The organism is Treponema sp. R8-4-B8 (genome assembly GCF_054786175.1).
This window is the reverse complement of sequence record NZ_BDHE01000482.1, coordinates 32,728-56,909: the sequence shown is the minus strand read 5'-3', so window position 1 is coordinate 56,909 and position 24,182 is coordinate 32,728. Positions and strand designations below refer to the sequence as shown.

The window sequence follows — 24,182 nt, the reverse complement described above, 5'->3', positions numbered from 1 at the left end:
CAATGGGAAAAAAGACTGTTATGAATTGCTGTTTCTAACCGGAAAGAAACCGCCATATTCTATATTCCTCACAGATGATCAATTTGTCTGTGAAACCCCGCTTAAAAAAGACTGCTGGTACGGCAAAATGGACATTTATGTCGGCGGCTTACACCTCTGCAAAAACTGGTTTGATAATTGCTATTACCGTGAAGAGGATACAATCCCCTGCGATAAACCGGTTGATAATATGCCTGCTTTTACTTACGCATATTCCCTTGATGAATAAGTACTCACTCCGGCGGCAGTTACCACAAAATAGCTTTATGATACTGAAACAATTATTTCTCACTCCCTGAAACTTCATTCCACCTTTGCCGTATCGCGGCTGAAGTTTGCAGCGCGTTGCGGTTACTTTCAAAAAAAAGCCGCAGTTCTTCCAAGAAAATAATTTCGTATTTCCGCGAGTCGGGTTTTCCGGAAAAACCTTCCGCAATGACTGACGCTTCAAAAATGTCCCACGCTTTGGAATAGAAAAGATCTTCGCTTACATAATTGCCGGGAATAATGCTGGAAACCATGCCGGGAACCGCTTTTAACTCTGCGCAAAGGAGGGGGCTTTTTTCTGCAAGGAACGCAAGGAAACTCCACGCTTTATCCGGGTGGGAGGTATTGGCGGAGATGCCGGCATAAATAGAGGAAATGCCGATGTTGTACTTTCCACCGGTTTCCGGGCCGGGAATTGTTGTTACGCCAAACGCGTTGTCTCCCATTTTCGCCCTCAGATACGGAATTGTACGGGTAGAGGCAATAATCATTGCAACTTTTCCACGGATAAACGCGTCAAGGCGTTGATCGCCTGTTGTTTCAAAAACATCCGGCGCTAAAAGCCCCTCACGGTTGAGTACTCCAAAAAATGAAATGTCATTGGTCATCGCCCTTGTTAATGTCGGAGTGATTCCCTCTTCCGGCCAGAAATTGCCGCCTGCCGCCCATATCCATGAAAAAATATCCCTGGACAGAGACTGACTGTCGTTTTGACTCAAACTTAACGCGTATCCCGCCGCGCCGGAATTGCCTCGGGAGACCTTTCTCGCATAAGCGGTAAATTCTTCCCTGTTCTTTGGCGGATGATCAAAACCTGCGGCTGTAAGGATATCAATATTGTAAAAAAGCATATCCATAAAAGAGACAAGGGGGATTGCCATTTGACGCGCGCCTGATTCGTAGTTAGTAAATGAATTTAATTCGATCAAAGCGTTTACGTCGATAAGGGTGCTGTAATCACCTTCGATAAAAAAAAGAACGTCGGGTTCAATATCGGTATCGGTATCGTTGTCGCTATCGCTGTCGCTGTTGCTATCGCACTTGGCAAAAAGAAGCCGAATATCGGGGTTTTTTTCTTGAAATTCCAATATCAATGTTTCCATTAGTTCTTTTCCAAACAGTTCTTCAGCGCTTACAGATAAATAAAGATTCACCTGTTTGGATTCGGCTTCCTTTTTAACTGGCAGTTTTACAATTAACGCGGAAATGGTTAAAATTAACAAAGCTAAAATGATAATAATATCTATACGGTCGATATTGAGTATTGATTCTTTTACCTTAATAATAATATTTTCGCCAATATGACATATCGACTTTTTTAGATTTTTAAGGTACATCTTAACTATGCTTACTTTTTCTAAAAGGCTCATTTACACGCTCTCCAATAAAATTCGGCAAATAAATCCGGGATATATTGACGCGGACGGCGTCGCTTCCGAAGGTAAGTTGATAATAGATTTTGCCAAAACAAAAAAACCTCCTTTTGATATTAAATCAGAATCTTCATATAATTCCTACCTGTCAAACGGGTCTCTTACGCTTGGCTTGAAAAAGGTAAAATGTATCGCGTGGGTAGATATGCCCGGTTATGAATTTCAGGATCATATAATAGAAGCAAAAATCCGGCTGGACAGTCTTGGCGGTTACTCGGCTGCCGGGATTATTTTTCGCATTATGGACGAGGAGTCATATTATATGGCGCTTGTTTCCAGTAAGGGGTATTTCCGCCTTGACGCGGTAAAGGATAACGCGCCCAAAACCCTTATCGCATGGACCGAAATATCTGATTTTGACGGTATAAATTTTACTATGAATATAATCACCTGCGGCGCGTGTTTGATTTTTCTTGTAAACGGCAAATGGTTGGGAGAAGTCGCTGATAGTACCGTCGCCTACGGCAAGCTTGGTTTTGCTTTGGCTTCTTATGAATCTGTTGAAGAAACAGATGAGTATGTTTGTAAGGCAATGCTTGATTATCTTTCTGTTGACACGCGGGTAAAGTCGATAGAAGAATGTTATAAGAAATGGACCGACGATTCCAATATAAATGCCGAGGGGCGTTTAAGGCTTGCTGAAACTTACGCCGTAATGGACGAACCTGTTAAGGCTCTGGATCAAATTAACAGGGCGTGGAAACGCAGGGATGAAGTTATCAGTACTGTTTCCGGAGCGTCTAAAGTAAAGACAAAAAGAGAATTGCTTCTTGCTGCAAGAATGTCATTCCGTCTTAGGGAATACAAAGCGGCGGAAGAATTTATCAACGCAATTATTGATCAATGGCCGGACTCAGCCGAAGGAAAATTAGCGTGTACGGAAAAAATAAAAATATTATACGAGTTAAATAAATTTGCCGAGTTAAAAGAATTTGTAATAAAGCATCCGCATGATATAAATAAAGATATTGATTATTACACATTGTTTGCAAAATGCCTTTGGGAACTAAAAGATTATTCTGACTCAGCCGAAGCGTGGGACAAGGCTTTTAAAATGAACGCGGAAAACGGCATATATGCGGCTAACGCGGCTAACGCGCATGAAATGGCAGGGAATAAAAAAGAAGCGCTGTCGCGTTATGTCAGCGCGGGGAAAATTTTCCTTAATCAAGACAATATGCCGGAACTTGCCGCTCTTATGCCAAAACTGTCCCTGCTTGGAACAGAGAACTGGGAAGCCCGCGCGCTTGCAGGAAAATGGGCGTTCAGTATCGAAGACTATGACAGAAGCGCGAAAGAATTTGAAGCTTCCAACAAACTCAGGTGCGCCATCAGGCCGCGCCCGAAAGCGGATCCGGCTCTTTTATATTTATGGGGGCTTGTTTATTACATTAAAGGAAAAATTAAATCGGCAATACGCCTTATAAAAAGAGCGGTGAGACTTGCCCCGGACTATGAGCTTTTCCGCACGAAACTGGAAGAACTTATGTTAATTGATGACAACGCCAATGATGAAAATAATTGAATGACGGCAGTTTTTGGAAGACGGATTTTCACATAACGGGAAATCTTCTTCTATGACTGTAGGAATTTTTGACGGCGTACATATAGGTCATCAGGCGCTGTTAAAGTTGATTGTTTCGCATGGTACTGATAAAACGCCAGTTGTTGTCACATTTAGGCATAACCATAAAATTGAAAGCGGTAATATTTTAACTTTTAAACAAAGACTGGATATATTTGAAAGTATGGGAATACAGATGACGGTTGTTATTGATTTTACTGAAGAATTTAAAAAAATGCCGGGGATTGAGTTTTTAAAAATTTTGTTAAAGCGCGGCAATGTCGGTTTCTTCGCTGTTGGAAGTGGTTTTAAGTGTGGTTATCAGCAGGATACTGACGCGCAGATGATTCAAGAATTTTTCGCTTTGCATAATATTACGGCGGAGATTTTGCCAAAAGTTATGGAAGGGTCTCTGCCTGTCAGCTCAAGCCGTATCAGAAGCGCGATAAGCGCGGGAGATATTGAGTTGGCGCAAAAAATGCTGGGAAGAGCGTATCCGTAATACGCATGGAAAGCGCGTCATTACTAAAGTCCGATACGGACTTTAGTCCGAACAACTCTATTCTTCTTTTTCTGTCCATGTCCATTCATCACTGTAAATATCAGATCGCGTATATACTCCCGCCGCTTTTTCGTAAATAATATTATAGGCGTTTTCAAAACCGCCGCCAAAAGATAAATCACTAAGCGTTACATTTTCCCCAATGGTAATACTGGTTATTTGGTTGTGAAAAAACGCATGAACGCCGATTGTTTTAACGCTGTCAGGGATTGTGACTTCGCCCAAGTTATTGTATTCAAAAGCGCTGTTTCCAATAGATGCGGCTTTTTCAGAAATTGTGACATTTGTTAATTGATTATTAAAAAACGTATTAGCCCCAATAGTTACAACTTCGTTTGGAATGGTAATTTCGCCTATATTATTATTTGCAAACGCGCTGTTTCCAATAGTGGTAACGCTATTTGGAATAGTAACTTCGGACAATAAATTATAAGAAAAAGCGTTTTCCCCGATGTGTTCGACTCCTTCTGAAATAGTAATATTAGTTAATCTGTTATATGCAAACGCGATATTTCCAATAGTGATAACATTTTTCGGTATGGTTATGGCAGATAACTTGTTATATGCAAACGCTCCGTTTCCAATAGAGGTAATATTTTCCGGTATAATAATACTGGATAACTGATTATATGCAAATACGCCGTTTCCAATAGTAGTTATTTTTTTAGGAATAGCAAAAGTGGACAATTGGTTACGATAAAACGCGTTATCTCCAATGTATGAAACATTTTCTGAAATAGTGATATCAATAATTTCATTATAGGCAAAAACCGCATTTCCAATGCTGGTAACGCTTTTTGGAATATCAACTGTAGTCAGATAATTATTTGCAAATGCGTTATTTCTGATAACGGTAATATTTTCCGAAAAGACAACATTGGTCAGTTGTTTATTATTAAACGCGTCAATTCCAATTGATGTGATAGGCACTTCGGCTATTGAAGGCGGTATTATTATAGAACTTTCCAATATATCTTTTCCCGTAATTGACAATTCTGAAATTCCGCTAAAGTGCCAGTCTGCGTAAACAATCGCGGTTTTTGCATCCCACCTCGTGAAACCGCGATACGGATCAAGACCTACCCTAATCAAGCCTGTTTTTCCTGATGTTATGGGTAGTTCATAAGTCATCGTATCTGTCTTTGTTAAAGAGCCTTTTATCACGGAAAAGCCGGCGTTTATTTTTATGTCATCGGTGGTAAGGGCAAAATTGTCATCGTTTACTGTAAAGAGCAGTGTGGTTGTTGGATTGTCAGGAGAACCGTCGGCAGAAAGTAAAATGATAGCGTAATTATTTTCACTGGAATCGGCCTGTTCATCACAAGTAATAAAAAAAATTAACGCAGAGACGGTAATAGCAAATAATTTTATAATTACGCTTTTTTTCATTTTGCGTTTACCGCTAATTCAATAGCATAATCAAGCTGCTCATCGCCGGTTTTATTTGCTATTATGTGCTCTTCATAGGGAGATATTCCGATTCCTTCATAATAATTCCCGTCCATATCTGTCACTCTTTCCGGTGAAATAGAATAATACCACCCGTTTATCATGGAGCGATCTTTCCGTGAAGACAACGCCCCGCATGTCGGAGTTCCCGTATGCGTTACATTGCTCTGGGTACGCAACGCCATAGCAAACCATTCCGCGGCGGAAACTGAATTTCTGTTTGTCAACAGCACAACAGGTTTTGTGTAATTGTACATGTTCCCGGAAACTGTTGAAAAAGGCCTTATGGTGTAAATTTTAGGGGCGGATAAATCATTTGGTCCGGGACCTGTTTTCATTCTTGCTTTCATATAGTCTTTTTGTTCGGACGCAAAATGAGAGGCGATATATTCCATTATAAAAATTTCTCCTCCCCTGTTATTGCGAACATCCAAAACAATAGCATTAACACTTGCAAGACTGTGTAAAATATTGTCAATTGCCCTTCCCCATTCATGGTCATCTTGTTCAAATTCTTCATCTGTAAACAATGCAATATAAATATAACCTATGTCAGGCTTCTTTAAAAATCTGCCGTATAAGAAATTTTTATATTCACTATTTCCGTTTTCTATCAAATAACTTTTTACCGTGGAAAGATTAAAATCTTCATTATAGCTGTCATAATAACTGCCGACAAATTTACCCGGGGCAAATAAGCCAACATGGGGATCATTTAGTTCTTTTAACATATTTGCACATACATTAAATAATGATTCATCAGACATATTAGGATTTATTTTATAAGCATATCCGTTCGGTTCATTATAATATACGTCGTACCAACTGTTATACTTGGTGTTACTGCACATTCTAAAATCTAAATTTGCATGGATAGTATTAAAATCATTCCAGAGGCTTTTTATTACTTCTTTAGGACTGATATCGGGGTCTTGTCCTAAAAACAACTGACATGCGGACAGTATTGCAAATAACGGTAAAATTAAAAATTTAAAAATTATTTTCAATTTCTTCTCCTAAAAAGAAAACGCAATTCCCGCATTTACGCTGAACAACGCGTCTTTTCTTGGCTGTGGAAATGTTATGTGTGAAAATTCAAATCCAATGCCCAGATAAAAAGAAAATAATCCGCTTATTTTATAATGGTATTTTAAATCGCCAAAAACAGCTTGGTAATTATGAAGGCTTGTTATACTTTGCTCCATATCAAGAGGCGCGTAAAGTAATCCAAAATAAGGCGGTCTTAATCCATAACCAAAAACAGGAAGACTTACCGAGAAAACAAGTTTGTTATTTTCGTTGATGATCCATTTTTGAGTCACATGAATATTAAGCGATAATAATATTGTTAAGCTGTAATAATTTGACTGCTGTAAAACAGAGTAATAAATATCGCCCCGAATGGCTCCGCCAAGGTATCCGGGAAAAACCCGGTTTCCCCAAAGTCTGTAATCCAGCGCGTTTTCCAAATATGTCCTAAGAAAAACAGATTCCCTCTGGTAGTATGTATAAAAATCTTCATGATATTCCATTTCTACCGCTTTATTTTCACCCGATAAAAATCCAAAATTAAGCGAATAATAAAAATTATTTTTTTCGACATTACAATTTAAATTAAAATTCAGAGCGTTAACGTATCTGTTAAGAGGCAAATCCGTTTCTTCCCGGTATCCGGTAAACGAATAACCAAGACCCGTTCCTATCCTAAAAGGCTTATCAGCTTCCGGCGTTTGCGCGGCAGTTTGACCAATATTAATCAAAATAAAAAAAATGAACGCCAAGTGGGGTTTTTCTAATCGCATCTTTATTAAATAATGGTTATCTTTCCATATAATGTCAATGGTACATGACAAACGTCTTTATTTATGGTATAATATCTTATTCATTAAAGGAGATTAGCATGGATAAAGAAACTGAAAATTATCTAAAAGCACAGGCAAAAGAAATCCGTAAAATGACAATCGAAGAAATCGGAAATCTTGGGACAGGCCATATCGGTGGGGCAATGTCAATCGTAGACCTTTTGGCTCTATTATACTTTCACCGTATGAAAGTTGATCCGCAAAACCCACGCTGGGAAGAACGCGATCAACTTGTTGTTTCCAAGGGACACTCAGGTCCCGCCGTTTACGCGACTTTGGCGCTCAAGGGATTTTTTCCTAAAGATTGGCTTACTACTCTGAACAAGGGCGGAACAAGCCTCCCCAGCCATTGCGACCGTAACAAGACCCCCGGCATCGACATGACCACAGGGTCTTTAGGGCAGGGTTTTTCAGCCGCCATCGGCATAGCCCTCGGTTTAAAGATGGATAAAAAAACATCGACCGTGTACACGATTATCGGCGACGGTGAATCCAACGAAGGGCAGATTTGGGAAGGCGCGTTATTCGCCGGTTTCCAAAAACTTCCTAACTTAATTGCTTTTACCGATAATAACAAACAACAGCTTGACGGCTTTTCCAAAGACATTTTGGATATGGGAAATCTTGCCGCAAAGTGGGAACAATTCGGATGGTTCACCCAGGAAGTTGACGGTCACGACGTTGCCGCTTTGGACGCCGCGATTGAAAAGGCTCTTGCGGAAAAAGAAAGAGCTTCAATGATCGTCATGCACACGATCAAGGGAAAGGGCTGTTCCTTTGCGGAAGGCGTAGAAAAAAATCACAGCATGGCTTTTGACATGGAAAAAGCGAGAGAAGCCATTGCCGCGTTAGATAAGGAGTAAATCATGGCAGAACAACAAAAAGAAATGCGAATGGCGTATGTCGATACAGTAATGGAGTTAGCTGCAAATAATAAAAACATTGTAGTACTGGAAGCGGATTTAATGAGTTGTACAAATACGGGTATTTTTAAGAAAACATATCCCGACCGTTTTTTTAACTGCGGTATCGCGGAAGCCAACATGATTGGCGTTGCCGCTGGTCTTTCCACTCTGGGTAAAATTCCGTTTGCGTCAGGCTTCGGCTGTTTTTCATCAAGGCGCGTATACGATCAATTTTTTCTTTCAGCTAACTATGCAAGGTTAAATGTAAAATTGATAGGCACGGACCCGGGCGTAACCGCCGCTTATAACGGCGGAACCCACATGCCCTTTGAAGAACTTGCCCTGATGAGGGTTGTTCCGAAGCTTACAATGCTCGAACCGTCAGACCCCGTGTCCTGCGCCGCCTTCGTCCGCTTAATGGCGGAAGAATACGGCTGTCATTACCTGCGTATTCCTCGCAAACCCGTACCTTATCTGTACTCAGAAAATGAAACATTCAAGTTTGGGCAGGCAAAAGTTTTAAAAGAAGGAAAAGATGTTTGTTTTATAGCGCTTGGCAGCCTCATGGTGAACCAGTCGCTGAAGGCCTGCGAGAAACTTGCCGCAGAGGGAATCAACGCCGGAGTGCTTGACGTACTCACCTTAAAACCAATTGACCGTGACGCTATATTGAACCAGGCCGGCAAAGTACGCGCGGTTATCAGCACGGAGAACGCCCAAATAATGAGCGGTCTTGGCAGCGCGGTAGCGGAAATAATTGCCGAAGAGGGCTGCCGTTGCAAGTTCGCGCGCATCGGTATTCGCGATGAATTTGGCGAAGTGGGAACACAGGATTACCTTGTAAACCGCTTCGGGCTTGATGTTGACAGTCTTGTGAAGAAAGCGAAAGAGTTGTTGAAATAATTTTTCACAAGCGAGAGATGGGAAAGGACACAGGGGTTACCTCTGTGTCCTTTTTATTTTTTTCTGTCCTCATACCCGGTTTTTCCGCAATTTGTGCGGAAGCCGTCTTTTTTAATCATCGTTGCCCGAGCCGCCCAACGGGCGGCGAAGTTTTAACAGACCGTTATGTGAAGTTGGGGCGTATACCATATTCTATTTTTTACCGACCATTTTGCGAGAATACATAAAATAATTCTCCTAGTCTCACATAATGTTCCGGCGTACAGTTACCATTTGTTAAGTGCCGTTTTTGTTTATTTCAGTTCTTTATTTTTGAAATATTTACCTTGCCACATCGATTTTTTTATCTTTTCAAAAGTTTCCTTATCTACTTCTTTAATCAAGTGTCGTATTTTCTTTTCTTTTGTATCCAAGAAATACGTCAGCAAATAAATTTTACCTTGTTCAAAGTATCCAGTTACTATTATATTATCAGCCTTCCAGTCATTGTCACTAAAGTCAACAAGAAATGTATATTCACCAGTTGGCAATTCTATAGAAGCTGATCTTGATAATCCAGAACGCCAAGAAATTGTATGATCATTAATTTTTTTTACATTAAAGTTGTTGTGAAAAACAAATATTGCCGCATTTTCACTTGCAATAGAAGGATTATAAGGTTCTAATACTTTAGTTTTTGGCGCAATTAACCAAGCAATACCAAAAACAACCATTGCAATACAACCTATAATACCCAATACCAAAGAAAATCCTTCCTTAAATTTTGTAAACCATGCCATTTTATTTCCTCCGATTAAATTTTTAGTACTTTTAACCAAATTTGTCAATACATATTTTCAACAATTTATGAAAATATTATTTTTACGCCAGCAAAAATGGCGCATAACGTTCCGGATTAGCCTAGCCCCGAAGGGGTGTACTTTTACCGACTTGTTATGCGATGCTTTTTTGTTCCACACTACCGAATCACCCCCCGACAAGGACGGCGGAGGCGATTCATTAATTGTTTTATATAATATTTTAATATAAATGTAACTCATAGTCTGTAGACTTATAGTCTATATATAGACAAAATTAAACTAAATTATGGAATACAATCTTACTAACCTTGGGATCATTTTGCAAAAGGAACGCAAAAAGAAAGGATTATCTCAAGAAAAATTGGCAGAAATAGCAAATTTGCACAGAACATATATAAGTGATATTGAAAGAGGTGTCAGAAATCCTACTATAACAACTATTTTTACACTTTGCAAGGCTCTTAATATAACTCCTACAGAATTGTTAAAAGGATTTGAAAATGGAAAATAATTTCTCTGATAAATCTCAATTTGAAACAATATCTAATATATTAATAGGATACATAAAAGTCCCATTTGCGTTGGACACTATACCTGGTTCATTTATGGAAAATGTCCTTTCCCATGTCAGAAAAGGAAAAGTGCTAAATACTTACGATTTTGTTGATGTAATAAATACCGAAAAGCATATTGGATGGCAAATTAAATCAACTAAAGATACTACACCAGTAACATGGAAAAGAGCAAAAATAAAAAATTCTGATAATTTGATTAAGGGGTCGCAAAAATCAGAACAGGGACTTGTAGCGTTGGGAAATGCTATTATTGATTTTTGCAATGAACATGCCCTTGAAAGCATAAAAAAGTATGATTTAAAAGAAATATACTATTCGCGCCTTATTGTATCTGAAAATCGTGAGGTGATGTATTTTGAAAAATTACTTTGTACAAAAGATAACCCTATTATTTTTGATAAAACCAATTTTTATTGGAAATGGTCTACGCAAAAAAATACTGTACGAAAAGAGCAACTTCCAGCATTACACGGTTTTAATAAAAAAACAAATGAAAAATGGTTTGCATGGCACGGACTTGGAGAAAATCAGTTGCACTTTAGCGGAGAAAAAAACTGGTGGCCAAATGAGACTAACCCGCATCATATCCGTTTTTTATTTCCACAAGCCGATGAAAGATTATCGCAAGACCAATTCATGGCTTTGTTACAGAGCGTTTCGAAGCAGAAAAAAAACTCATTGAGATTTGTTTTGCCAGAATAGGTGGGACAGAGTTACCTATTTGACCAGCTTGTTCATTGTAAGAGCCGATAAATCTAAAGTCATCATTATATCCGTGAAGTCGTGCTGCTTCTCTGATAGTAATTAATCTTTTATCTACCGGATGTCCCCATCTACCAGAACCAGGATGAAAAACCCATCGGGTGATTGTGGGGCAAATCATATCCTTTTCTAATATCCCATATGCTCCACTATATCCACCTTTTGGCTTTAATTCATCAGGGAGATTTTTTATTCCTTCACCTGGTTTAAGTTTTTGAAGGCGTTCATTTTGTATTGGCTGTAATTTCCGTGCAACGTGATTATAAAAAGTTCCTTGTTTTGAACGCATTGATTCTTGATATTTACTTCTTGGATTGCATCTATAAGTTCCCGGCTCAATTCCTTCCCCCTGTTTTATACTTGGTAAGTCACTTATTGCCTCCCATACTGTAACATAATTGTTTTCTTCAAAACCTAATCCTACTTCTTTCTTAAAAGAAATTGGCTTTGGCAGTTCTGGCTCAACTCCGTCTCTACGGGCAAGAAAAAAAGCCCTTCGCCTATTTTGTGGCACTCCAAAATCAACGGAATTATAAACATTATCAATAATTTTATATCCAAGTGAAATAAGTTTTTCATTTATTATTTGAGTATATTTTGTGTTAAAACCATTCCGCATTTCAGCAACATTTTCAATTAAAATCCAGAATGGGTATATTTTTTCACAAAAATCTAAATATGTTTCTATTAAAAGATTATTTGCACTATCTGCTTCCCTTTTTGAACGCGGAACGTTTTTACTAAAGCCCTGACAAGGTGGCCCCCCTACCAATAATTCAAGTTCGCCTCTTTTAATTCCTAAAGATGACAATAAATTTTCTGTTTTAATTTTACGAAGGTCTTCACAAATGGCTTGAGCATTTGGAAAATTATATTCAAAAGTCTTTAGATACTTTTTCTCGACATCTATTCCAGCCAATACAGAAAAACCAGCCATCTCAAGTCCAAGTGAAATACCCCCACAACCACAAAAAAGGTCTATGGCTCTATAGTTTTTGTTCTCCATGTAACTTATAGTATTCGTTTTTTCATGTTTGTCAAGTAGGTTTATATTGGAAATTTTACTATTTTTTATTCAATTTTATTGATTTTTAAGTGCCACGCATGGCACCTGTGAAGATAAATTTGGGACAAAATAGTTTCGCATAACGTTCTGGCGGTATATGACGTTTTTTGCGCCCGATAAGGAAAACCGCGAAGCGGTTTTACGGGCGCAAAAAAATGTGGCGGAGCAAAACCCCACAAAGGGCGTAAGCCCGACTGGTGCTTTGCGTAGCCCGAGCCGCCGACAGGCGGCGATGCGTTTACCGACCTGTTAAGCGAAGCACCACCACACGCTGCCTTATTTGACTACGCCGATTTATTACACATTTTATTTTATTATACTATTCTTTCTGAACCAATACCCTTCTAAATTTGTCTTTGTTTTTTATTTTTGGAACATAGCAATCAATAATTTTATATCCTTTTTCTAATAAACCATTAAATAAAGGATGATTTGATACTGCAAAAGGTTTTTTATAATCACTTGGAATATAACAATTATCAACCTGCAAATATCCGCTGTCGTCATATTTTATATATTTTTCAGGTATTTCTTTTAACGGAACAATTTTTAAATGTTTGTATCTAGGTCTGTTTTTAATTTTTATATTGGTATACCAGAAACAAGGGTTGCTTACAATTTCTTTTTTGGGATTTAAAAACCAATCTACTCTATTATATCCTCCCCATGCTTTTTTTTCCTTAAAATATGACATATATGCCATTGTTACATAATTAGTTTGTGCCGATATTATTAAAAAACGTTTTCCACTTTTAATTATAAGTTCCCAATAATCTATAGCTTTTGAAAATGGCGGATTTGTGCAAACTATATCCGCTTCTTCTTTTAATATTTTTATTGATAGTGGGTGATCAAAACTCCCATTATAACCTTCCGGGAATTCTTTTTTACCAAATTCTTTATAACCTGTTTTTGTAAATATATACCCTTTAACACCTTGATTAAATAAATCAACCGGACCGCTGTAATGCGTACAAATAAGTTTTTTTAATCCAAGTTCTCTGAAATTTTGTATAAAATAAATTGAAAAAGCAGACGTGTTTTTTTCATTGTCATCAACCGCATCATCACAATTACAAAATACAGTTTTATTATTCCAAATATTTTTATTATACATTGATAATTCTTTTTCTACATCCTCTAATCTCGTATAAAATTCATCATTATTTATTTTTTGTGCTTTTTGAAGTAATTCCTTTCTTGTAACCCCTCTTTCTTCAAGAGACGGTGTTGTTCTTTTTACTATTTTTACAATTTGTTTTTTATCTTCTGTTTTAAGATATGTTTCTTTTATAAATAACGGATGAGATTTAATAAATTTGACATATTGATTAAACCAATGTGTATTAAAAAAATATATTTCTTTACTTTTTTCTTCACGTAAGGTAATGAATTCGTATTTTAAATCATTCTCCACAGTTGCCATATCTTTTACTTCGCATGTTAATAAATACTGGTAAATGTTTTCTTTTGATTTTCCAGTCATGCTATTATATTCTTTTAACCGCCGATTAAGGTCGTTTGTCTTACCAATTTTACATTTTGAGGGTTCTAACAATGCTTGAACGATGTGAATATACTGCCTGCTTTCAGTAGGCGATTTTTCCTTGTTTTTAGCCAAAATTAAGCCCCTTTTACCACTAAACTAATACATTTATATTTATATCATATTCTAAAATGTGATACAAGTATCTATTTTCGCCTTTTCTTATTGAAAATATGTATTCTGGAGACAATAAACCCTTTATTATTTTACATTAAATTTAATATCGCTGGTTATGTTTTGCTCTTATATATCTTTGTGGTTGTGTTTCGCATAACGTTCCGGCTGTAACTGACGGACGCTACAAAATAAGTCCTTATAACATAAGGCTTAAAAAAAGCGTGGTCACTAAGTCGTATCACTAATCAACAAAAAAATCCATCTCACCTGAGTAAGTTTCGGCGACCAGGATGGAAATAGGGGCGCGTTCTTGCGATCCCAAATACGGATACTGCACGGCTGTGCCAGTTACGCTTTTGATCTGCCCTTCTAAAAACACAACCCATCGGTTGCGCAAAGACGGACAGTCAATAGGTCACTTGCATGACCAGTCCCGGTAGTAACTGGCACAGCCGTGCAGTATCAAATAAAAAAAATTAAGGAAAAACACATGGAAAATAAAATATCTGATGCCGGAGACATCGCAAAAAAGCGCCTCTATGATTTTTTGGAAGAGAAACTTAACAAGGAATGGGATACCACAAAATGGGAATTTTGTAATTTTTTATTAGAACAAGCAAAAGGCCATAAGCTTGATAATTCCGGATATGGGTCTTTTGAATACCAGAAAGACAGAGACGAGGCGAAACGTATATATCGGATTGAAAAAGAAAAACAAGAAGAAGGGAGGACTATAAGACGTTAGTTTTTTGAAATTTATTACCTCATAAGAGGGATAAATAATAAATTTGGAGGGAAAAAATGCAAGGAATTAGAAAATGCCGCGTTTGCGGCGCAGTCAGTCGTCCATGCGACGACAACGTGGAAACGACAGGCAAGCCCTGTTATTTTATTCAAGACGATTTATGCAGCGCGTGTAAAACGACTGTCATATCTTTTACGTCTATTAAAGGTGGCACGGGGAAGACGCATATAGCCATTCTTCTGGCCAAAGCGCTCGCCGCCGCCGGTAAAAAGGTGCTGATGATAGACAGCGACCTTAACAATTCGCTCACTAATTTTTCTTTAACTGAAGAAATGTGGGAGCGCACCAAAAAACAGAACATCGCGAAAGCCTTGAGCGATGAAAAAAACAATTTGTGCGATTACGCGGTTCCGACAATAACGGAAGGCGTCGATTTAATCGCATCAACCCCGTATTTAGCGGATTTACGCACGTTAAACGAAAAAAGGCTTAAAAGAATGATCCCGACGCTCTACGGCAAATATAACGTCTGCATCATCGACTGCCCGCCCACTTACGACAACATAGTCCTTAACGCGGTCAACGCTTCCGATTACACCATAACGCCGGTTTTAAAAGACTTATTCAGTTACAACGCCGCGTCCTTTTTTTCGCGCGTTCTGCCGAGGGACGTGGAAGACATTAGAAACTGGTATATCCTGATTAACGGTTATGACAAGCGGTTTGAAGAATCAAAAACAGGCCGTCAAAATGATTTTATCAAATTATACCAAAGGGACGAACTGCCCCTTACTCCGGCGGAAACATGGTTTCCTTGGACAACAATGATACATCTTATCGTTGATTATCACAAAGATTTATCTTGTACAAAAGGCATTCCAAATACCGTTTACAACCCGGATTTACACAAATCCGTTTCAGAGCTTGCCGGTTGCTTCTTCAATGAAGAATTGCGAATCCCGGAGGCGTTCTGATGGCTAAACTTCCAACGCCTTCCAAGCCGGGCTTTAACGCCGGAGACAGTTACAACGTCAAATACATTCAGATTGATAAGATTATTATTGATCCGGAAATATCAAAAATATTTAAGCCGTCTGAAAAAGTCATTGATGAAATATGCGAGGGCATTAAAAAAGACGGCTTTCACAAAGAAGAACCTGTTACCCTATGGGAAAAAATTCTTGTAGACGGACACCAGCGTTACGCTGCTGCAAAAAAAGCGGGATTAGCTGAAATTCCGTATATCGAGAAAAACTTTGAAAACCGTGAAGACGCCATTTTTTACACCTATGAAAGACAGGTTATCCGCCGGAATTTGGATGGAGCTGACATACTTGTCATTGCGGAAATGATTCCAGACACAAGATCAAGAAACGGAGATGGACGTGCTGCTGTTGAATTGGCAAAACGTGTTGGCATAGGCGGAACGACAATGTATCAAGCCAAATCTGTTTTGAAAAACGCTTCAGAAGAAGATTTACAAGATATTAAGGAAGGCAAAACGTCAATAAAGAAAGTTTACAACAAAAGCAAAGGTAAACAACCGCAGGAAGTCAATTTTACAGTAAATGATGCGCAAACCCTTCCTCCCGTTGTTTCGTTTCTTAAAGGAGCTATTATTTTGTTGGTCGATTCTAAACAAATACCATCTGCAGAATTGCTTATTAATCATTTTCTCAAAAAGAACGAGAAACGTGGTTTCTATGACTTGTTGCCGAAGACTGTTTCAGAACAATTGCCAAGGCTTGCGCTGATTTCTCGAAACGCTACGCCGGTGTAGCGTTGTCCCGAAGTCGGCAAGATAAAGGATGTATATGCGTGTTATGCAAGCCCCCGATACATCGGGTACTTAAATGTATATTGAACGCACTTGCCGTATATACACCCACTGCTTATGTTGTCGATATATCGGGTACTTATACGCATATAGTCTCGATGTATCGGGTACTTACAAGGCACGAAAAAGGCATTAGTCGTCCAGCGGTAGAGCGATTAAAGGGCATTAGTCGCCTAACGCTCGTCCAAAACGGCTATTAGTCGTCTAACGCTCGTCTAAACTGGCTATTAGTCGTCCGCTTTTGGGCGGTAGAGCGATTATATCACCCGTCAGACGAGCGATTGTAAAGCCAGACGAGCGATTTATTTTAACAAATACTGGGGGATATTAATATGAATAAAGCCGCATTGTTAAGAGAAATTAAAAAGACCACCGGCGTACCCCTTCGGGAAGCTTCCGTATGTATCGACACGATCTTTGAAGCCATCTCCGCTGCCGTCGCCAGAGGCGAACGAATCGAACTGAGAGGGTTTGGCTCGTTCTTCATCAGGGAAGTAGCGAAAAGAAAAGCCGCCTTCGCCAACATACCGGCCCACGGCAGAATAATATTCCGCCCATGCCAAAAACTCAGGCTATCGGTTTGGAACAAGGTTGCTCGTCAAAACGAACAACCCTGATTTAGAGAAAATTAGCGATGAACAGAATAAATAAAATATTTTATGAAATTGCATGTCATCCAATCCCTTTTATTTTTGGATGGCTCTCGGGACTGTTCGGAGCGATTGCCCTTTTTATTTTTAAAATAAAAACCCAATTTTAAAATTTGTGTGGAAGCCAGGAACCGGGCCAGCGGAATCGTTGAAACAACCGGTACATGTTCTCACAAATAATACAGGTGTTTCTACACGCAATCAGAATTACGCTTTGCGTGACAATCCGGAGAGACGGATAATTTTAATCCAATGAAAAAACTTATTAAAATATCAAAAAACTTTTCACTTAATCTTTTATGGATATTAATGTTTATCTGTATATGGCCTTTAAATCATTTCTGTGTGTTAAGATTATCAGCCTCTTTTTTAGCGGCATTATTATTAGCTGTTTTTCAGGTTTTATTTGAAGGAAACTAATGCGACATTTCCTATTTGAAGACAAAGAATACCGCATAAAGCCATATTTCAAGCGGCGCAAGAAAGAAATGGACTCCGCCGTCGCTCTCGCCAAACTTATTAAAAGGCTCACGCCCCGCTCATCACGCGGCAGCTCAGGCGGCTACAAAAGCTCAGGTTTCTCAGGCGGCGGCTTTACAAAACGCGGCGTTGACACCCGCCAGAAATGCGTCGCTAAAATGCAATACTCAAAAAGCGGCGAAGCCCACCGCAAGCAGTTGGAAGAATACCTTGTCCGGGAAGGAACGGACATTGACGGAAGCCGCGCGAAACTGTACGGAACCGATCTTGATGAATACCGCCAGAATATGACAGACAAGAATTTCCGTATCTTTTTAAGCCCACAATCTGATAAAATCGATCTTAAAGACTTGACGGAAAAATTCATAAATAAACTTGAACAGCAAACAGGATATTCTTTTTACTGGCAAGCCGCGAACCATTACAACACGGCGCATCCGCACGCGCATATTTTAATTAACGGCAAGGACAAAAACGGCAAAGAAGTTGAAATTCCCCGCGACGTTGTAAAAACCTTCATGCGCGAATACGCCAGGGACATTTGCACCTCACAAATCGGTTACAGGACTTCGCAGGAAATCGCGATTGAAAAGGAGAAAGAACTCGAAGCTCCGCGCTTTACAAAACTCGACCAAACCATTAAAGAATTAGGCGGAGAGACAGGCAAAGTTTATTCCAATCAAATTTATTCCGACCGGCAAAGAATACTCACCCGCCTTGAAAATTTACGCAAGCTGGGAATGTGTTCATACGACAAAGGCGTTTATCACTTCTCCAAACAATGGGAAGAAAATCTCAGGGCAAACGCCCGGTATAACACTTTCCTTGCGGCGCGTTCAGAATTGAAATTTGCCGATCCTTCAAAGCTGAAAGTTTATACAGGCGAACACGGAACCATATCGGGAAAAATTACCAAAATATACCGTCTTGAAGACGACGCCAGCGACAACCACGCCGTAGTCATTGAAAGTTTGGACGGAAAAGAGGCTTTTTTCGTCCCGCTGTTTAAAGCTCCCGAAATGCTCACGGGCAAATCAAAACCATTATTGGAAGACGGCAAACCGGTCTTAAAAGACGGAAAGCCGGTCATTGTAAGGGAAAAAACAAGATTGAGGGAAGGCGAGACCGTCAGCATAAAAACTTATGAAAGCCAGAAGGGCAGATTAACGCCGGTCATATTCAAGCAAGAATCAAGGACATCTTTTAACCGGCAGGCGCAAAAATAATTATGAATAATGAAAATAATCTTGAAAACATCAAAACCAAAATAAAGAAGCTGCTCGCCCTTTCAAAAAGCGACAATGAAAATGAAGCTTACATCGCCTTGAAAAAAGCGAATGATCTTATCAATGAATATAAATTGGACGAAAATTCTTTACGATTTGAATCCCTTATGGTAAAATCAACAAAAACTTATATACCTTATAGGGCAGTAATATCAAATGCCGTCGCATGGTTATACGGTTGTCATACGTATAGATGCGTTGACAAAAAGTCTTTTGTATTTACCGGAGAAAGCCTTTATGTTTTTTTAGCCGGAGAAATGTTTACTTATTTAATTAATTCCATTAATCGTTGCGCTAAAAAATCTATTCATAAAAACGCAAAAAGAAAATACCGTATAAGTTTTAAGTATGGAATGGCTGACCGTATTTATGATCGGATTATGGAATTGGGAAAGTCTTGTTCATGGGCTCCATACCGTGATGATAATATTAAAGACGCTGAAAAATTTATTGTACAATCAACAACTCTTTATTCAGAACTTAAAGTCAAAGAAATATTATTTAAATTAGATGAAAAGGCAATTACCAAAGGAATTTTATACGGAGACGGCGTTTCATTAGAAAGGCAAGCCGGATATACGCCAGTTTTACAGCTTCAATAAAAACAAATGAACTATTACGCGATACAGGCAAGAACGCGCTCTGAAAACAAATACATAAAGCTTTTTAAAAGCCGTCATCCTGAAATTAACCTGCCCATATATTTCCCGCAGAGGGAATTAACCGTAAGCAAGAAAGGCAAACTTAAAAAATCTTTACACGCGATCTTTCCGGGATACATATTCATAGAAGCGGAATATAAAGAAGATGTTTTATCCAAACAAGTTTTTTTTAAAGAAATTGAAGGGTTTTTCCGTTTCTTAAAATCAAACCAAGACATTACCCCGTTGTCGGGTCATAGTTTGGATATTGTCCTTCACTTCATAAAAAGAACCGGCCAAATTGCGGGCAGCTCAAAAGTTTACTTTGACGAAAACTCCCGCATCGTCGTATTGGAAGGCCCCTTAAAAGGTCTTGAGGGAAAAATAATAAAAGTTGACAAACGGAAGGGCAGGGCGAAAATAAGCCTTGACTTATACAGCGATTCATTTTCAATTGATCTCGCTTTTGAAGTGATCGAGCCGGTTAAGTGACAATACAAAATCTTTATGACAAAAGAAGAACAAAAAGAAGCTTTATTTATTCCTTCTTTGGATATTGAGAGAAAGTACAAAGAACAATTAAAGACTTTTTTGGAATCTAACTGTTCTAAAACAAATTTGATTGATATGGGGCCTTTGCCGCCAATTTATACAACACTCGGATTGTCTGACAAACAATTAAAAACAAGCAGCAAAACAATATTAAAAGCTCTTGGCATTGAAGGTAAAAATAAACATCATGTTCCGAAGGAAATTATTGAAAACCTGCTTTCCCTTACCTATGATCCAGAAGCCGTATTTAAATCTTTATCAATGTCCGATAACCCTGATGCGTACATAGCGGTTCTTAACGCCAAAACTGAAAAACAGGAACAGATCATAGCTATTCTTTCCCCATCTCATGATGGACATGGTTTTACGTTTATTCCGACGGTTTATGAAAAACATAATTTTGAAAGGTTTCTTAGTAAAATTAATGACGAACAAAAAATACTATACATAAAAAACGAAGGTTCCGAACTATGGGGCCAGCTCCAATCGCTTCCTCGCCATAATTCGAAACCTTCTACTAAAAATATACTTACAAAAAACGATATTGTCAAGCAATTTAACAAAAATATATTAAACAAGGAGAAAAATATGTCAGATGAATTAGAAGGCATTTGGACAAAAGACGACAAAGTTTCATGGTACAGAGAATCATTAAAACATACTTTTGGGGAACCAGAAACAAATATTGAATTTTTACTTTCCCGCCGGGGTTTGAATAAAAATGACGATCCTCTGCTTATAACAATACATGACGGATTTAAAAGCAGATTCGGAGACGATTCATTAACAATCCGTTTTGAAGGAGACGTGGATGCCGCGAAAAAAATGATAGATGACGCGATTAAAGTTTTTGACAAAAAACAAAACGTAAACATTTATCAAATTAAAGATTATTTCAGTTTCCATATGGAAGCATCAAACGACTTGAGAAACGCCGCGTCATTTGTCGATTCTTTCGACCACGACCAATCAAAACAGGAAGCAAATAAATCAACACTTGAAAAAATTAACGACCACTTTGAAAAAAATGCGACAGTTCAACCCGATGGAACTGTAAGAGTGAAAGGGTTTGCGGAACTTAGCCGCGAACTAAACAAAGGAAAGCCGTATCCCGGAAACGCGTTGAGTTTTTTTGTCGCAAACGGACGGCTCCCTACTGATGACGAACTGGCGAAAATGCCAAAACAAGGTGAATCCCCGCCTCTTGAGAGACGGAATTTTAATAGCAAGGAGAATATTATGTCAGACGAAAGACAAAAAATTTCAGATCAGGTAGACGCTTACCTGGCTGAATTGAAGGGAACCCAGCCCTTATCAAACGAAGAGGAAGAAAAACTTTCACCCAACGAACTGGCGTTTAGGAACGCCGTTCATCAGCGCAAGATTGTCGCCGAAGCGATCAAATCCGGAGATTTAGCGTGTCTGCCGGGGAAGGACGGTTATGCCGATACCGCTCCGGCGTATAGCATCATGAACCCTGATAAATTTTATCACGGCTCGACTCTTTTGTATTTAAAGGAAATCCAGAGGCAAAACGGGTTTCCCACAGGAGAATATGTCACGTATCATCAAATTGAAAAAGCTCAAAAAGATGGCCTCGATCTGCACATAGATAAAGGGCAGAAAGGCGTTTCTCTTCATGTCAGCGAAAAAAATGAAGTGACAGACGAATATGAAGACAAGCATATCAGGCTGTTTAACGTCGCCCAATTGAACAAACCCTGGGAAATGAAAAAATGGGCCGATCAAAAAATTCAAGAGGACGAGCAGAAAAAAATTGAGTACATGAAAACTCAAAAAGGCGCGAACTGGGAACCTGAGAAAAAAAAGCCGAAAGAACCGGGTCCTGAAATAGCCTGTTCTTCAACAGAACCTGAAAAGTATCTTGGCCAATATTTCGCCGCCGTTTCAATGGGAAGCAAATTTAAAGCAACCCCCGAACAAGCAGCCGAATTCTCCGAGAAAATGATCAATAAGCTGTACGAGCCGATGAAAGAGAAGATAAACAAAGAAACAGGCGAAATAATACCTCCCCCTGTCAGCAAAACGACAGGACAAGTTGTCACTAATCCGTTCAGTCTTGAAAAGATTTCCATAAACGCAAACGCGGAATGCAAAAATTTTATGAGGGACTTGCGAATGCAAACTCAAAAACAAAACCAGCCTGAACGAAAACAGGAACAGGAACAGTCCATAGGGCGCGGAATGTAAGGACGCGTAAAAGCCGCCATGCGTAAAATGACTTGGCGGCCTTATTCAAACATCATAACAAGGAATATTCTATGTCAGATAACAACGATAATAAAAAAACTTCTAAAAATAACGGCTGGGCTTTGCACTTGAATTACGATGGGGAATACGAAGAAAAAACATTTTTACTCAGTAATATGGCCGTCATATTCACGGTAACCCCTTACAAACGCTCTGAAACCCTTCTCAGCTTCACGCTGTCTTCCCCTTCCGAAAATGCCCGTAACGGCGCATTGCAAAGTTATAAGGTTAAAGGAAGCGCCGATTACGCGAAAAAAATAGCTGAAAACGCCGCCAAGGAGTTTGAAAACATCCCTTGCGACAGCGGCGACATTGACTTATGCCTCAGAAAAGCATTTTCGCTCCGTAAAATAAACGCCCGCAAAGGGAAAGGAGAATAACATGGATAACATTTTTGGAAATTTCATGGCGAAAGAGAAAGAAATATATGGCGATGCCAATTATGAGCGTAACATTGAACAGGCGAAAGAAAACATATTAAAAGCCGGGTCAGCGCAAAATATAATGGAATTTATAAAACAGGATGATCCCAAACATCCTTCGGTAATAAGAGGATATCATCACGAAGCGTTAGTCAGGCTCGTCGCTGATAACATCATGAAACATTTTTCTCATGAAGAAATAGCCCATGTTGTAAATTTGTCTTCCAACCCCGAGAAACATAACGAATATGTCTCTGAATATGCAAAACTTTCGAAAAAGTTGGGCGATGATACGTCACGCTCGTTTTTTGAAATTACTGCTGTTAACGAATTTGAATCAAACAACGTCATGGATTCCGTTCAAATCACCATATCCAAACATATAAAGAAATATCCTCAAGTAGTTGAAGATATTTATGATGAAGTACTGCCAAATATTCAGCAGGACAAAAAACTTCTTAACACCCAGCAGCTCCTTAAAGCTTTGACGAACGGCGAAAAAGAAAGATACGAATCGCGTTTTTCAAATGACAGCTCAAATGACAACTCAAATGAAATTGAAATTGCGCGTAAAGCCGGATACGTCCAGGGCGTATGCGAATGCGTCGCCGCCATCGGCGAAGATCGCGCTTTAGGCAAAAAACTTTTAACGGAAATGAACGTAAACAGGGACATGGCGAAAAAATTCGCCAATCCGGAAACGTTCAAAACGCTGGAACAGGGGATATTCGCTCAAAAACAGGAACAAACCCTTGAACAAACTCAAAGCTTCACAAGATAAAAATTATGGACGACGAATACAAAAAAAATATCAGGGACGAATTCTTAAAAAGCCGCAACGGCGCCATAGTGCGCTGCGCGTCAATCATGGTCGAGTCAAACAGAAAAGACCTCGCGAAACAAATACTCTCCACGACAAAAATAGACCGGGCGCAGTTTGAAAAAATAAAAACGCAAAACACATAACAGGAGGATAATATGGAAATTAATGACATGGAAGCGTTAATTAAAATTACCAAAGAAATTGAAGCGCAGGGATACACCCTGAAATCCGTTAAGAGCAAGAAAATGTGTATAGGGACGCCCACGCTTGATATAAAGTTAGTATTGTCCCGCGAACGGATTGCGCCGGAGTATGGCAACCCGCCGGAGCATGTGATTTAAAATCCTCTTAAATAAGGTTTTTTAATTCCGGCGCGTAATTTGACACTTCCCGGCAAAGCCCGGCCTCAATGTACTTTTCTACGGCTTTAAGATAAGCGGTTTGCTGTCCGTTAAATTCAATCACGTAATCTTTGCCTTTCAATAATTGAAAAAATGATCCTTCGTTGTTTAACACGGCTATCGCCAAAGCGAACGCCCGTATTTCCTGTTCTTTCGTCATTCTTTGTCCCTCCTTTGGGAATTTAGTTTTGTGGTAATTCTATTGTACCACTGGAGGGGCTTTT

The 24,182-nt window shown here is 39.0% G+C and carries 28 protein-coding genes; 20 read left to right on the top strand and 8 right to left on the bottom strand.

All coding sequences use genetic code 11. The features are described 5' to 3' along the window. A partial coding sequence (locus ACYVRA_RS10780) for a hypothetical protein (protein WP_461252708.1) occupies window positions 1-268 on the top strand: 268 nt, incomplete at its 5' end. A gap of 52 nt (window positions 269-320) precedes the next feature. Here the strand turns inward: ACYVRA_RS10780 and ACYVRA_RS10775 are convergent. Beyond that, a complete protein-coding gene (locus ACYVRA_RS10775; RefSeq protein ID WP_461252707.1) occupies window positions 321-1,676 on the bottom strand; it encodes an ABC transporter substrate-binding protein in 1,356 nt (451 codons plus the stop codon). Here ACYVRA_RS10775 and ACYVRA_RS10770 point away from each other — a divergent pair. Together ACYVRA_RS10770 and ACYVRA_RS10765 are read left to right on the top strand one after the other, a co-directional pair. After that, on the top strand, window positions 1,651-3,264 hold the full coding sequence (locus ACYVRA_RS10770) for a tetratricopeptide repeat protein (protein WP_461252706.1): 1,614 nt from the start codon (window positions 1,651-1,653) through the stop codon (window positions 3,262-3,264). The two genes, ACYVRA_RS10775 and ACYVRA_RS10770, sit on opposite strands and share 26 nt — an antisense overlap. Window positions 3,265-3,316: 52 nt before the next feature. Then, window positions 3,317-3,805 (top strand): nucleotidyl transferase family protein, encoded by a 489-nt coding sequence (locus ACYVRA_RS10765; RefSeq protein WP_461252705.1) that lies wholly within the window; start codon window positions 3,317-3,319, stop codon window positions 3,803-3,805. A gap of 57 nt (window positions 3,806-3,862) precedes the next feature. On the opposite strand, the gene ACYVRA_RS10760 is transcribed toward ACYVRA_RS10765, so the two are convergent. The 3 genes from ACYVRA_RS10760 to ACYVRA_RS10750 are packed head-to-tail and all read right to left on the bottom strand — an operon-like array spanning window position 3,863 to window position 7,116. Then, window positions 3,863-5,254, bottom strand: a complete 1,392-nt coding sequence (locus tag ACYVRA_RS10760; protein ID WP_461252704.1) for a leucine-rich repeat domain-containing protein — start codon at window positions 5,252-5,254, stop codon at window positions 3,863-3,865. Continuing rightward, the gene (locus tag ACYVRA_RS10755) at window positions 5,251-6,321 is read right to left on the bottom strand and encodes a S41 family peptidase (RefSeq protein ID WP_461252703.1); all 1,071 of its coding nucleotides are present in this window, start codon (window positions 6,319-6,321) and stop codon (window positions 5,251-5,253) included. The genes ACYVRA_RS10760 and ACYVRA_RS10755 overlap by 4 nt, the downstream gene beginning before the upstream one ends. A 9-nt stretch (window positions 6,322-6,330) precedes the next feature. Next, a complete protein-coding gene (locus tag ACYVRA_RS10750) occupies window positions 6,331-7,116 on the bottom strand; it encodes a hypothetical protein (RefSeq protein ID WP_461252702.1) in 786 nt (261 codons plus the stop codon). 98 nt (window positions 7,117-7,214) lie between these two features. Between ACYVRA_RS10750 and ACYVRA_RS10745 the strand changes: the two genes are divergently transcribed. Together ACYVRA_RS10745 and ACYVRA_RS10740 are read left to right on the top strand one after the other, a co-directional pair. Then, window positions 7,215-8,039, top strand: a complete 825-nt coding sequence (locus ACYVRA_RS10745; RefSeq protein WP_461252701.1) for a transketolase — start codon at window positions 7,215-7,217, stop codon at window positions 8,037-8,039. A gap of 3 nt (window positions 8,040-8,042) precedes the next feature. Continuing rightward, window positions 8,043-8,984, top strand: coding sequence for a transketolase family protein (locus ACYVRA_RS10740; RefSeq protein ID WP_461252700.1), 942 nt, complete (start codon window positions 8,043-8,045; stop codon window positions 8,982-8,984). Between the two features lie 293 nt (window positions 8,985-9,277). Here the strand turns inward: ACYVRA_RS10740 and ACYVRA_RS10735 are convergent, their stop codons facing one another. Further along, window positions 9,278-9,763, bottom strand: a complete 486-nt coding sequence (locus tag ACYVRA_RS10735) for a hypothetical protein (RefSeq protein ID WP_461252699.1) — start codon at window positions 9,761-9,763, stop codon at window positions 9,278-9,280. A 307-nt stretch (window positions 9,764-10,070) separates the two neighbouring features. Here ACYVRA_RS10735 and ACYVRA_RS10730 point away from each other — a divergent pair, with 307 nt between their 5' ends. Beyond that, entirely contained in the window at window positions 10,071-10,295 is a 225-nt protein-coding gene (locus tag ACYVRA_RS10730) for a helix-turn-helix domain-containing protein (protein WP_461252698.1), read from the top strand. After that, window positions 10,285-11,061, top strand: coding sequence for a hypothetical protein (locus ACYVRA_RS10725; RefSeq protein ID WP_461252697.1), 777 nt, complete (start codon window positions 10,285-10,287; stop codon window positions 11,059-11,061). Before ACYVRA_RS10730 ends, ACYVRA_RS10725 begins: the two co-directional genes overlap by 11 nt. Here the strand turns inward: ACYVRA_RS10725 and ACYVRA_RS10720 are convergent. Further along, entirely contained in the window at window positions 10,994-12,127 is a 1,134-nt protein-coding gene (locus tag ACYVRA_RS10720; protein ID WP_461252696.1) for a DNA cytosine methyltransferase, read from the bottom strand. The two genes, ACYVRA_RS10725 and ACYVRA_RS10720, sit on opposite strands and share 68 nt — an antisense overlap. A 157-nt stretch (window positions 12,128-12,284) precedes the next feature. On the opposite strand from ACYVRA_RS10720, the gene ACYVRA_RS10715 reads away from it, so the two are divergent. After that, window positions 12,285-12,440 carry a hypothetical protein gene (locus tag ACYVRA_RS10715; RefSeq protein WP_461252695.1) on the top strand — a complete coding sequence of 52 codons (156 nt, stop codon included), beginning with the start codon at window positions 12,285-12,287 and terminating at the stop codon, window positions 12,438-12,440. 66 nt (window positions 12,441-12,506) lie between these two features. Here the strand turns inward: ACYVRA_RS10715 and ACYVRA_RS10710 are convergent, their stop codons facing one another. After that, window positions 12,507-13,808 carry an adenine-specific methyltransferase EcoRI family protein gene (locus ACYVRA_RS10710; RefSeq protein ID WP_461252694.1) on the bottom strand — a complete coding sequence of 434 codons (1,302 nt, stop codon included), beginning with the start codon at window positions 13,806-13,808 and terminating at the stop codon, window positions 12,507-12,509. A gap of 532 nt (window positions 13,809-14,340) precedes the next feature. On the opposite strand from ACYVRA_RS10710, the gene ACYVRA_RS10705 reads away from it, so the two are divergent. The 12 genes from ACYVRA_RS10705 (at window position 14,341) to ACYVRA_RS10650 (ending at window position 23,898) form a co-directional block, all read left to right on the top strand. After that, window positions 14,341-14,595, top strand: coding sequence for a hypothetical protein (locus tag ACYVRA_RS10705; RefSeq protein WP_461252693.1), 255 nt, complete (start codon window positions 14,341-14,343; stop codon window positions 14,593-14,595). Between the two features lie 56 nt (window positions 14,596-14,651). Continuing rightward, window positions 14,652-15,569: a ParA family protein gene (locus tag ACYVRA_RS10700; protein WP_461252692.1), complete on the top strand. Its 918-nt coding sequence runs from the start codon at window positions 14,652-14,654 to the stop codon at window positions 15,567-15,569. Next, window positions 15,569-16,375 (top strand): hypothetical protein, encoded by an 807-nt coding sequence (locus ACYVRA_RS10695; protein WP_461252691.1) that lies wholly within the window; start codon window positions 15,569-15,571, stop codon window positions 16,373-16,375. Before ACYVRA_RS10700 ends, ACYVRA_RS10695 begins: the two co-directional genes overlap by 1 nt. Window positions 16,376-16,764: 389 nt before the next feature. Further along, complete coding sequence (locus ACYVRA_RS10690; RefSeq protein WP_461252690.1) at window positions 16,765-17,049, top strand: HU family DNA-binding protein; 285 nt, start codon at window positions 16,765-16,767, stop codon at window positions 17,047-17,049. A 452-nt stretch (window positions 17,050-17,501) separates the two neighbouring features. After that, window positions 17,502-18,788, top strand: a complete 1,287-nt coding sequence (locus ACYVRA_RS10685; RefSeq protein WP_461252689.1) for a relaxase/mobilization nuclease domain-containing protein — start codon at window positions 17,502-17,504, stop codon at window positions 18,786-18,788. A 2-nt stretch (window positions 18,789-18,790) separates the two neighbouring features. Further along, complete coding sequence (locus ACYVRA_RS10680) at window positions 18,791-19,450, top strand: DUF2786 domain-containing protein (protein ID WP_461252688.1); 660 nt, start codon at window positions 18,791-18,793, stop codon at window positions 19,448-19,450. Window positions 19,451-19,456: 6 nt separating this feature from the next. Beyond that, the gene (gene loaP / locus ACYVRA_RS10675) at window positions 19,457-19,981 is read left to right on the top strand and encodes an antiterminator LoaP (RefSeq protein WP_461252687.1); all 525 of its coding nucleotides are present in this window, start codon (window positions 19,457-19,459) and stop codon (window positions 19,979-19,981) included. A 15-nt stretch (window positions 19,982-19,996) separates the two neighbouring features. Further along, entirely contained in the window at window positions 19,997-22,252 is a 2,256-nt protein-coding gene (locus ACYVRA_RS10670) for a MuF-C-terminal domain-containing protein (protein WP_461252686.1), read from the top strand. A gap of 71 nt (window positions 22,253-22,323) precedes the next feature. After that, window positions 22,324-22,692 (top strand): hypothetical protein, encoded by a 369-nt coding sequence (locus ACYVRA_RS10665; protein ID WP_461252685.1) that lies wholly within the window; start codon window positions 22,324-22,326, stop codon window positions 22,690-22,692. A 1-nt stretch (window position 22,693) separates the two neighbouring features. Beyond that, on the top strand, window positions 22,694-23,515 hold the full coding sequence (locus ACYVRA_RS10660; RefSeq protein ID WP_461252684.1) for a hypothetical protein: 822 nt from the start codon (window positions 22,694-22,696) through the stop codon (window positions 23,513-23,515). Window positions 23,516-23,520: 5 nt separating this feature from the next. Continuing rightward, window positions 23,521-23,700: a hypothetical protein gene (locus ACYVRA_RS10655; protein ID WP_461252683.1), complete on the top strand. Its 180-nt coding sequence runs from the start codon at window positions 23,521-23,523 to the stop codon at window positions 23,698-23,700. A gap of 12 nt (window positions 23,701-23,712) precedes the next feature. Beyond that, window positions 23,713-23,898 (top strand): hypothetical protein, encoded by a 186-nt coding sequence (locus ACYVRA_RS10650; RefSeq protein ID WP_461252682.1) that lies wholly within the window; start codon window positions 23,713-23,715, stop codon window positions 23,896-23,898. Window positions 23,899-23,905: 7 nt separating this feature from the next. On the opposite strand, the gene ACYVRA_RS10645 is transcribed toward ACYVRA_RS10650, so the two are convergent. Continuing rightward, window positions 23,906-24,118, bottom strand: coding sequence for a hypothetical protein (locus ACYVRA_RS10645; protein WP_461252681.1), 213 nt, complete (start codon window positions 24,116-24,118; stop codon window positions 23,906-23,908). Window positions 24,119-24,182 lie beyond the last annotated feature (64 nt).

Excerpts from the sequence above, each read along its gene's own strand:
- ACYVRA_RS10770 (WP_461252706.1), top strand. The coding sequence starts at position 1,651 with ATGCTTACTTTTTCTAAAAGGCTCATTTACACGCTCTCCAATAAAATT.
- ACYVRA_RS10775 (WP_461252707.1), bottom strand. The coding sequence starts at position 1,676 with ATGAGCCTTTTAGAAAAAGTAAGCATAGTTAAGATGTACCTTAAAAAT.
- ACYVRA_RS10765 (WP_461252705.1), top strand. The coding sequence starts at position 3,317 with ATGACTGTAGGAATTTTTGACGGCGTACATATAGGTCATCAGGCGCTG.
- ACYVRA_RS10760 (WP_461252704.1), bottom strand. The coding sequence starts at position 5,254 with ATGAAAAAAAGCGTAATTATAAAATTATTTGCTATTACCGTCTCTGCG.
- ACYVRA_RS10750 (WP_461252702.1), bottom strand. The coding sequence starts at position 7,116 with ATGCGATTAGAAAAACCCCACTTGGCGTTCATTTTTTTTATTTTGATT.
- ACYVRA_RS10745 (WP_461252701.1), top strand. The coding sequence starts at position 7,215 with ATGGATAAAGAAACTGAAAATTATCTAAAAGCACAGGCAAAAGAAATC.
- ACYVRA_RS10740 (WP_461252700.1), top strand. The coding sequence starts at position 8,043 with ATGGCAGAACAACAAAAAGAAATGCGAATGGCGTATGTCGATACAGTA.
- ACYVRA_RS10735 (WP_461252699.1), bottom strand. The coding sequence starts at position 9,763 with ATGGCATGGTTTACAAAATTTAAGGAAGGATTTTCTTTGGTATTGGGT.
- ACYVRA_RS10730 (WP_461252698.1), top strand. The coding sequence starts at position 10,071 with ATGGAATACAATCTTACTAACCTTGGGATCATTTTGCAAAAGGAACGC.
- ACYVRA_RS10725 (WP_461252697.1), top strand. The coding sequence starts at position 10,285 with ATGGAAAATAATTTCTCTGATAAATCTCAATTTGAAACAATATCTAAT.
- ACYVRA_RS10720 (WP_461252696.1), bottom strand. The coding sequence starts at position 12,127 with ATGGAGAACAAAAACTATAGAGCCATAGACCTTTTTTGTGGTTGTGGG.
- ACYVRA_RS10715 (WP_461252695.1), top strand. The coding sequence starts at position 12,285 with ATGACGTTTTTTGCGCCCGATAAGGAAAACCGCGAAGCGGTTTTACGG.
- ACYVRA_RS10705 (WP_461252693.1), top strand. The coding sequence starts at position 14,341 with ATGGAAAATAAAATATCTGATGCCGGAGACATCGCAAAAAAGCGCCTC.
- ACYVRA_RS10700 (WP_461252692.1), top strand. The coding sequence starts at position 14,652 with ATGCAAGGAATTAGAAAATGCCGCGTTTGCGGCGCAGTCAGTCGTCCA.
- ACYVRA_RS10695 (WP_461252691.1), top strand. The coding sequence starts at position 15,569 with ATGGCTAAACTTCCAACGCCTTCCAAGCCGGGCTTTAACGCCGGAGAC.
- ACYVRA_RS10690 (WP_461252690.1), top strand. The coding sequence starts at position 16,765 with ATGAATAAAGCCGCATTGTTAAGAGAAATTAAAAAGACCACCGGCGTA.
- ACYVRA_RS10685 (WP_461252689.1), top strand. The coding sequence starts at position 17,502 with ATGCGACATTTCCTATTTGAAGACAAAGAATACCGCATAAAGCCATAT.
- ACYVRA_RS10680 (WP_461252688.1), top strand. The coding sequence starts at position 18,791 with ATGAATAATGAAAATAATCTTGAAAACATCAAAACCAAAATAAAGAAG.
- loaP (WP_461252687.1), top strand. The coding sequence starts at position 19,457 with ATGAACTATTACGCGATACAGGCAAGAACGCGCTCTGAAAACAAATAC.
- ACYVRA_RS10670 (WP_461252686.1), top strand. The coding sequence starts at position 19,997 with ATGACAAAAGAAGAACAAAAAGAAGCTTTATTTATTCCTTCTTTGGAT.
- ACYVRA_RS10665 (WP_461252685.1), top strand. The coding sequence starts at position 22,324 with ATGTCAGATAACAACGATAATAAAAAAACTTCTAAAAATAACGGCTGG.
- ACYVRA_RS10660 (WP_461252684.1), top strand. The coding sequence starts at position 22,694 with ATGGATAACATTTTTGGAAATTTCATGGCGAAAGAGAAAGAAATATAT.
- ACYVRA_RS10655 (WP_461252683.1), top strand. The coding sequence starts at position 23,521 with ATGGACGACGAATACAAAAAAAATATCAGGGACGAATTCTTAAAAAGC.
- ACYVRA_RS10650 (WP_461252682.1), top strand. The coding sequence starts at position 23,713 with ATGGAAATTAATGACATGGAAGCGTTAATTAAAATTACCAAAGAAATT.
- ACYVRA_RS10645 (WP_461252681.1), bottom strand. The coding sequence starts at position 24,118 with ATGACGAAAGAACAGGAAATACGGGCGTTCGCTTTGGCGATAGCCGTG.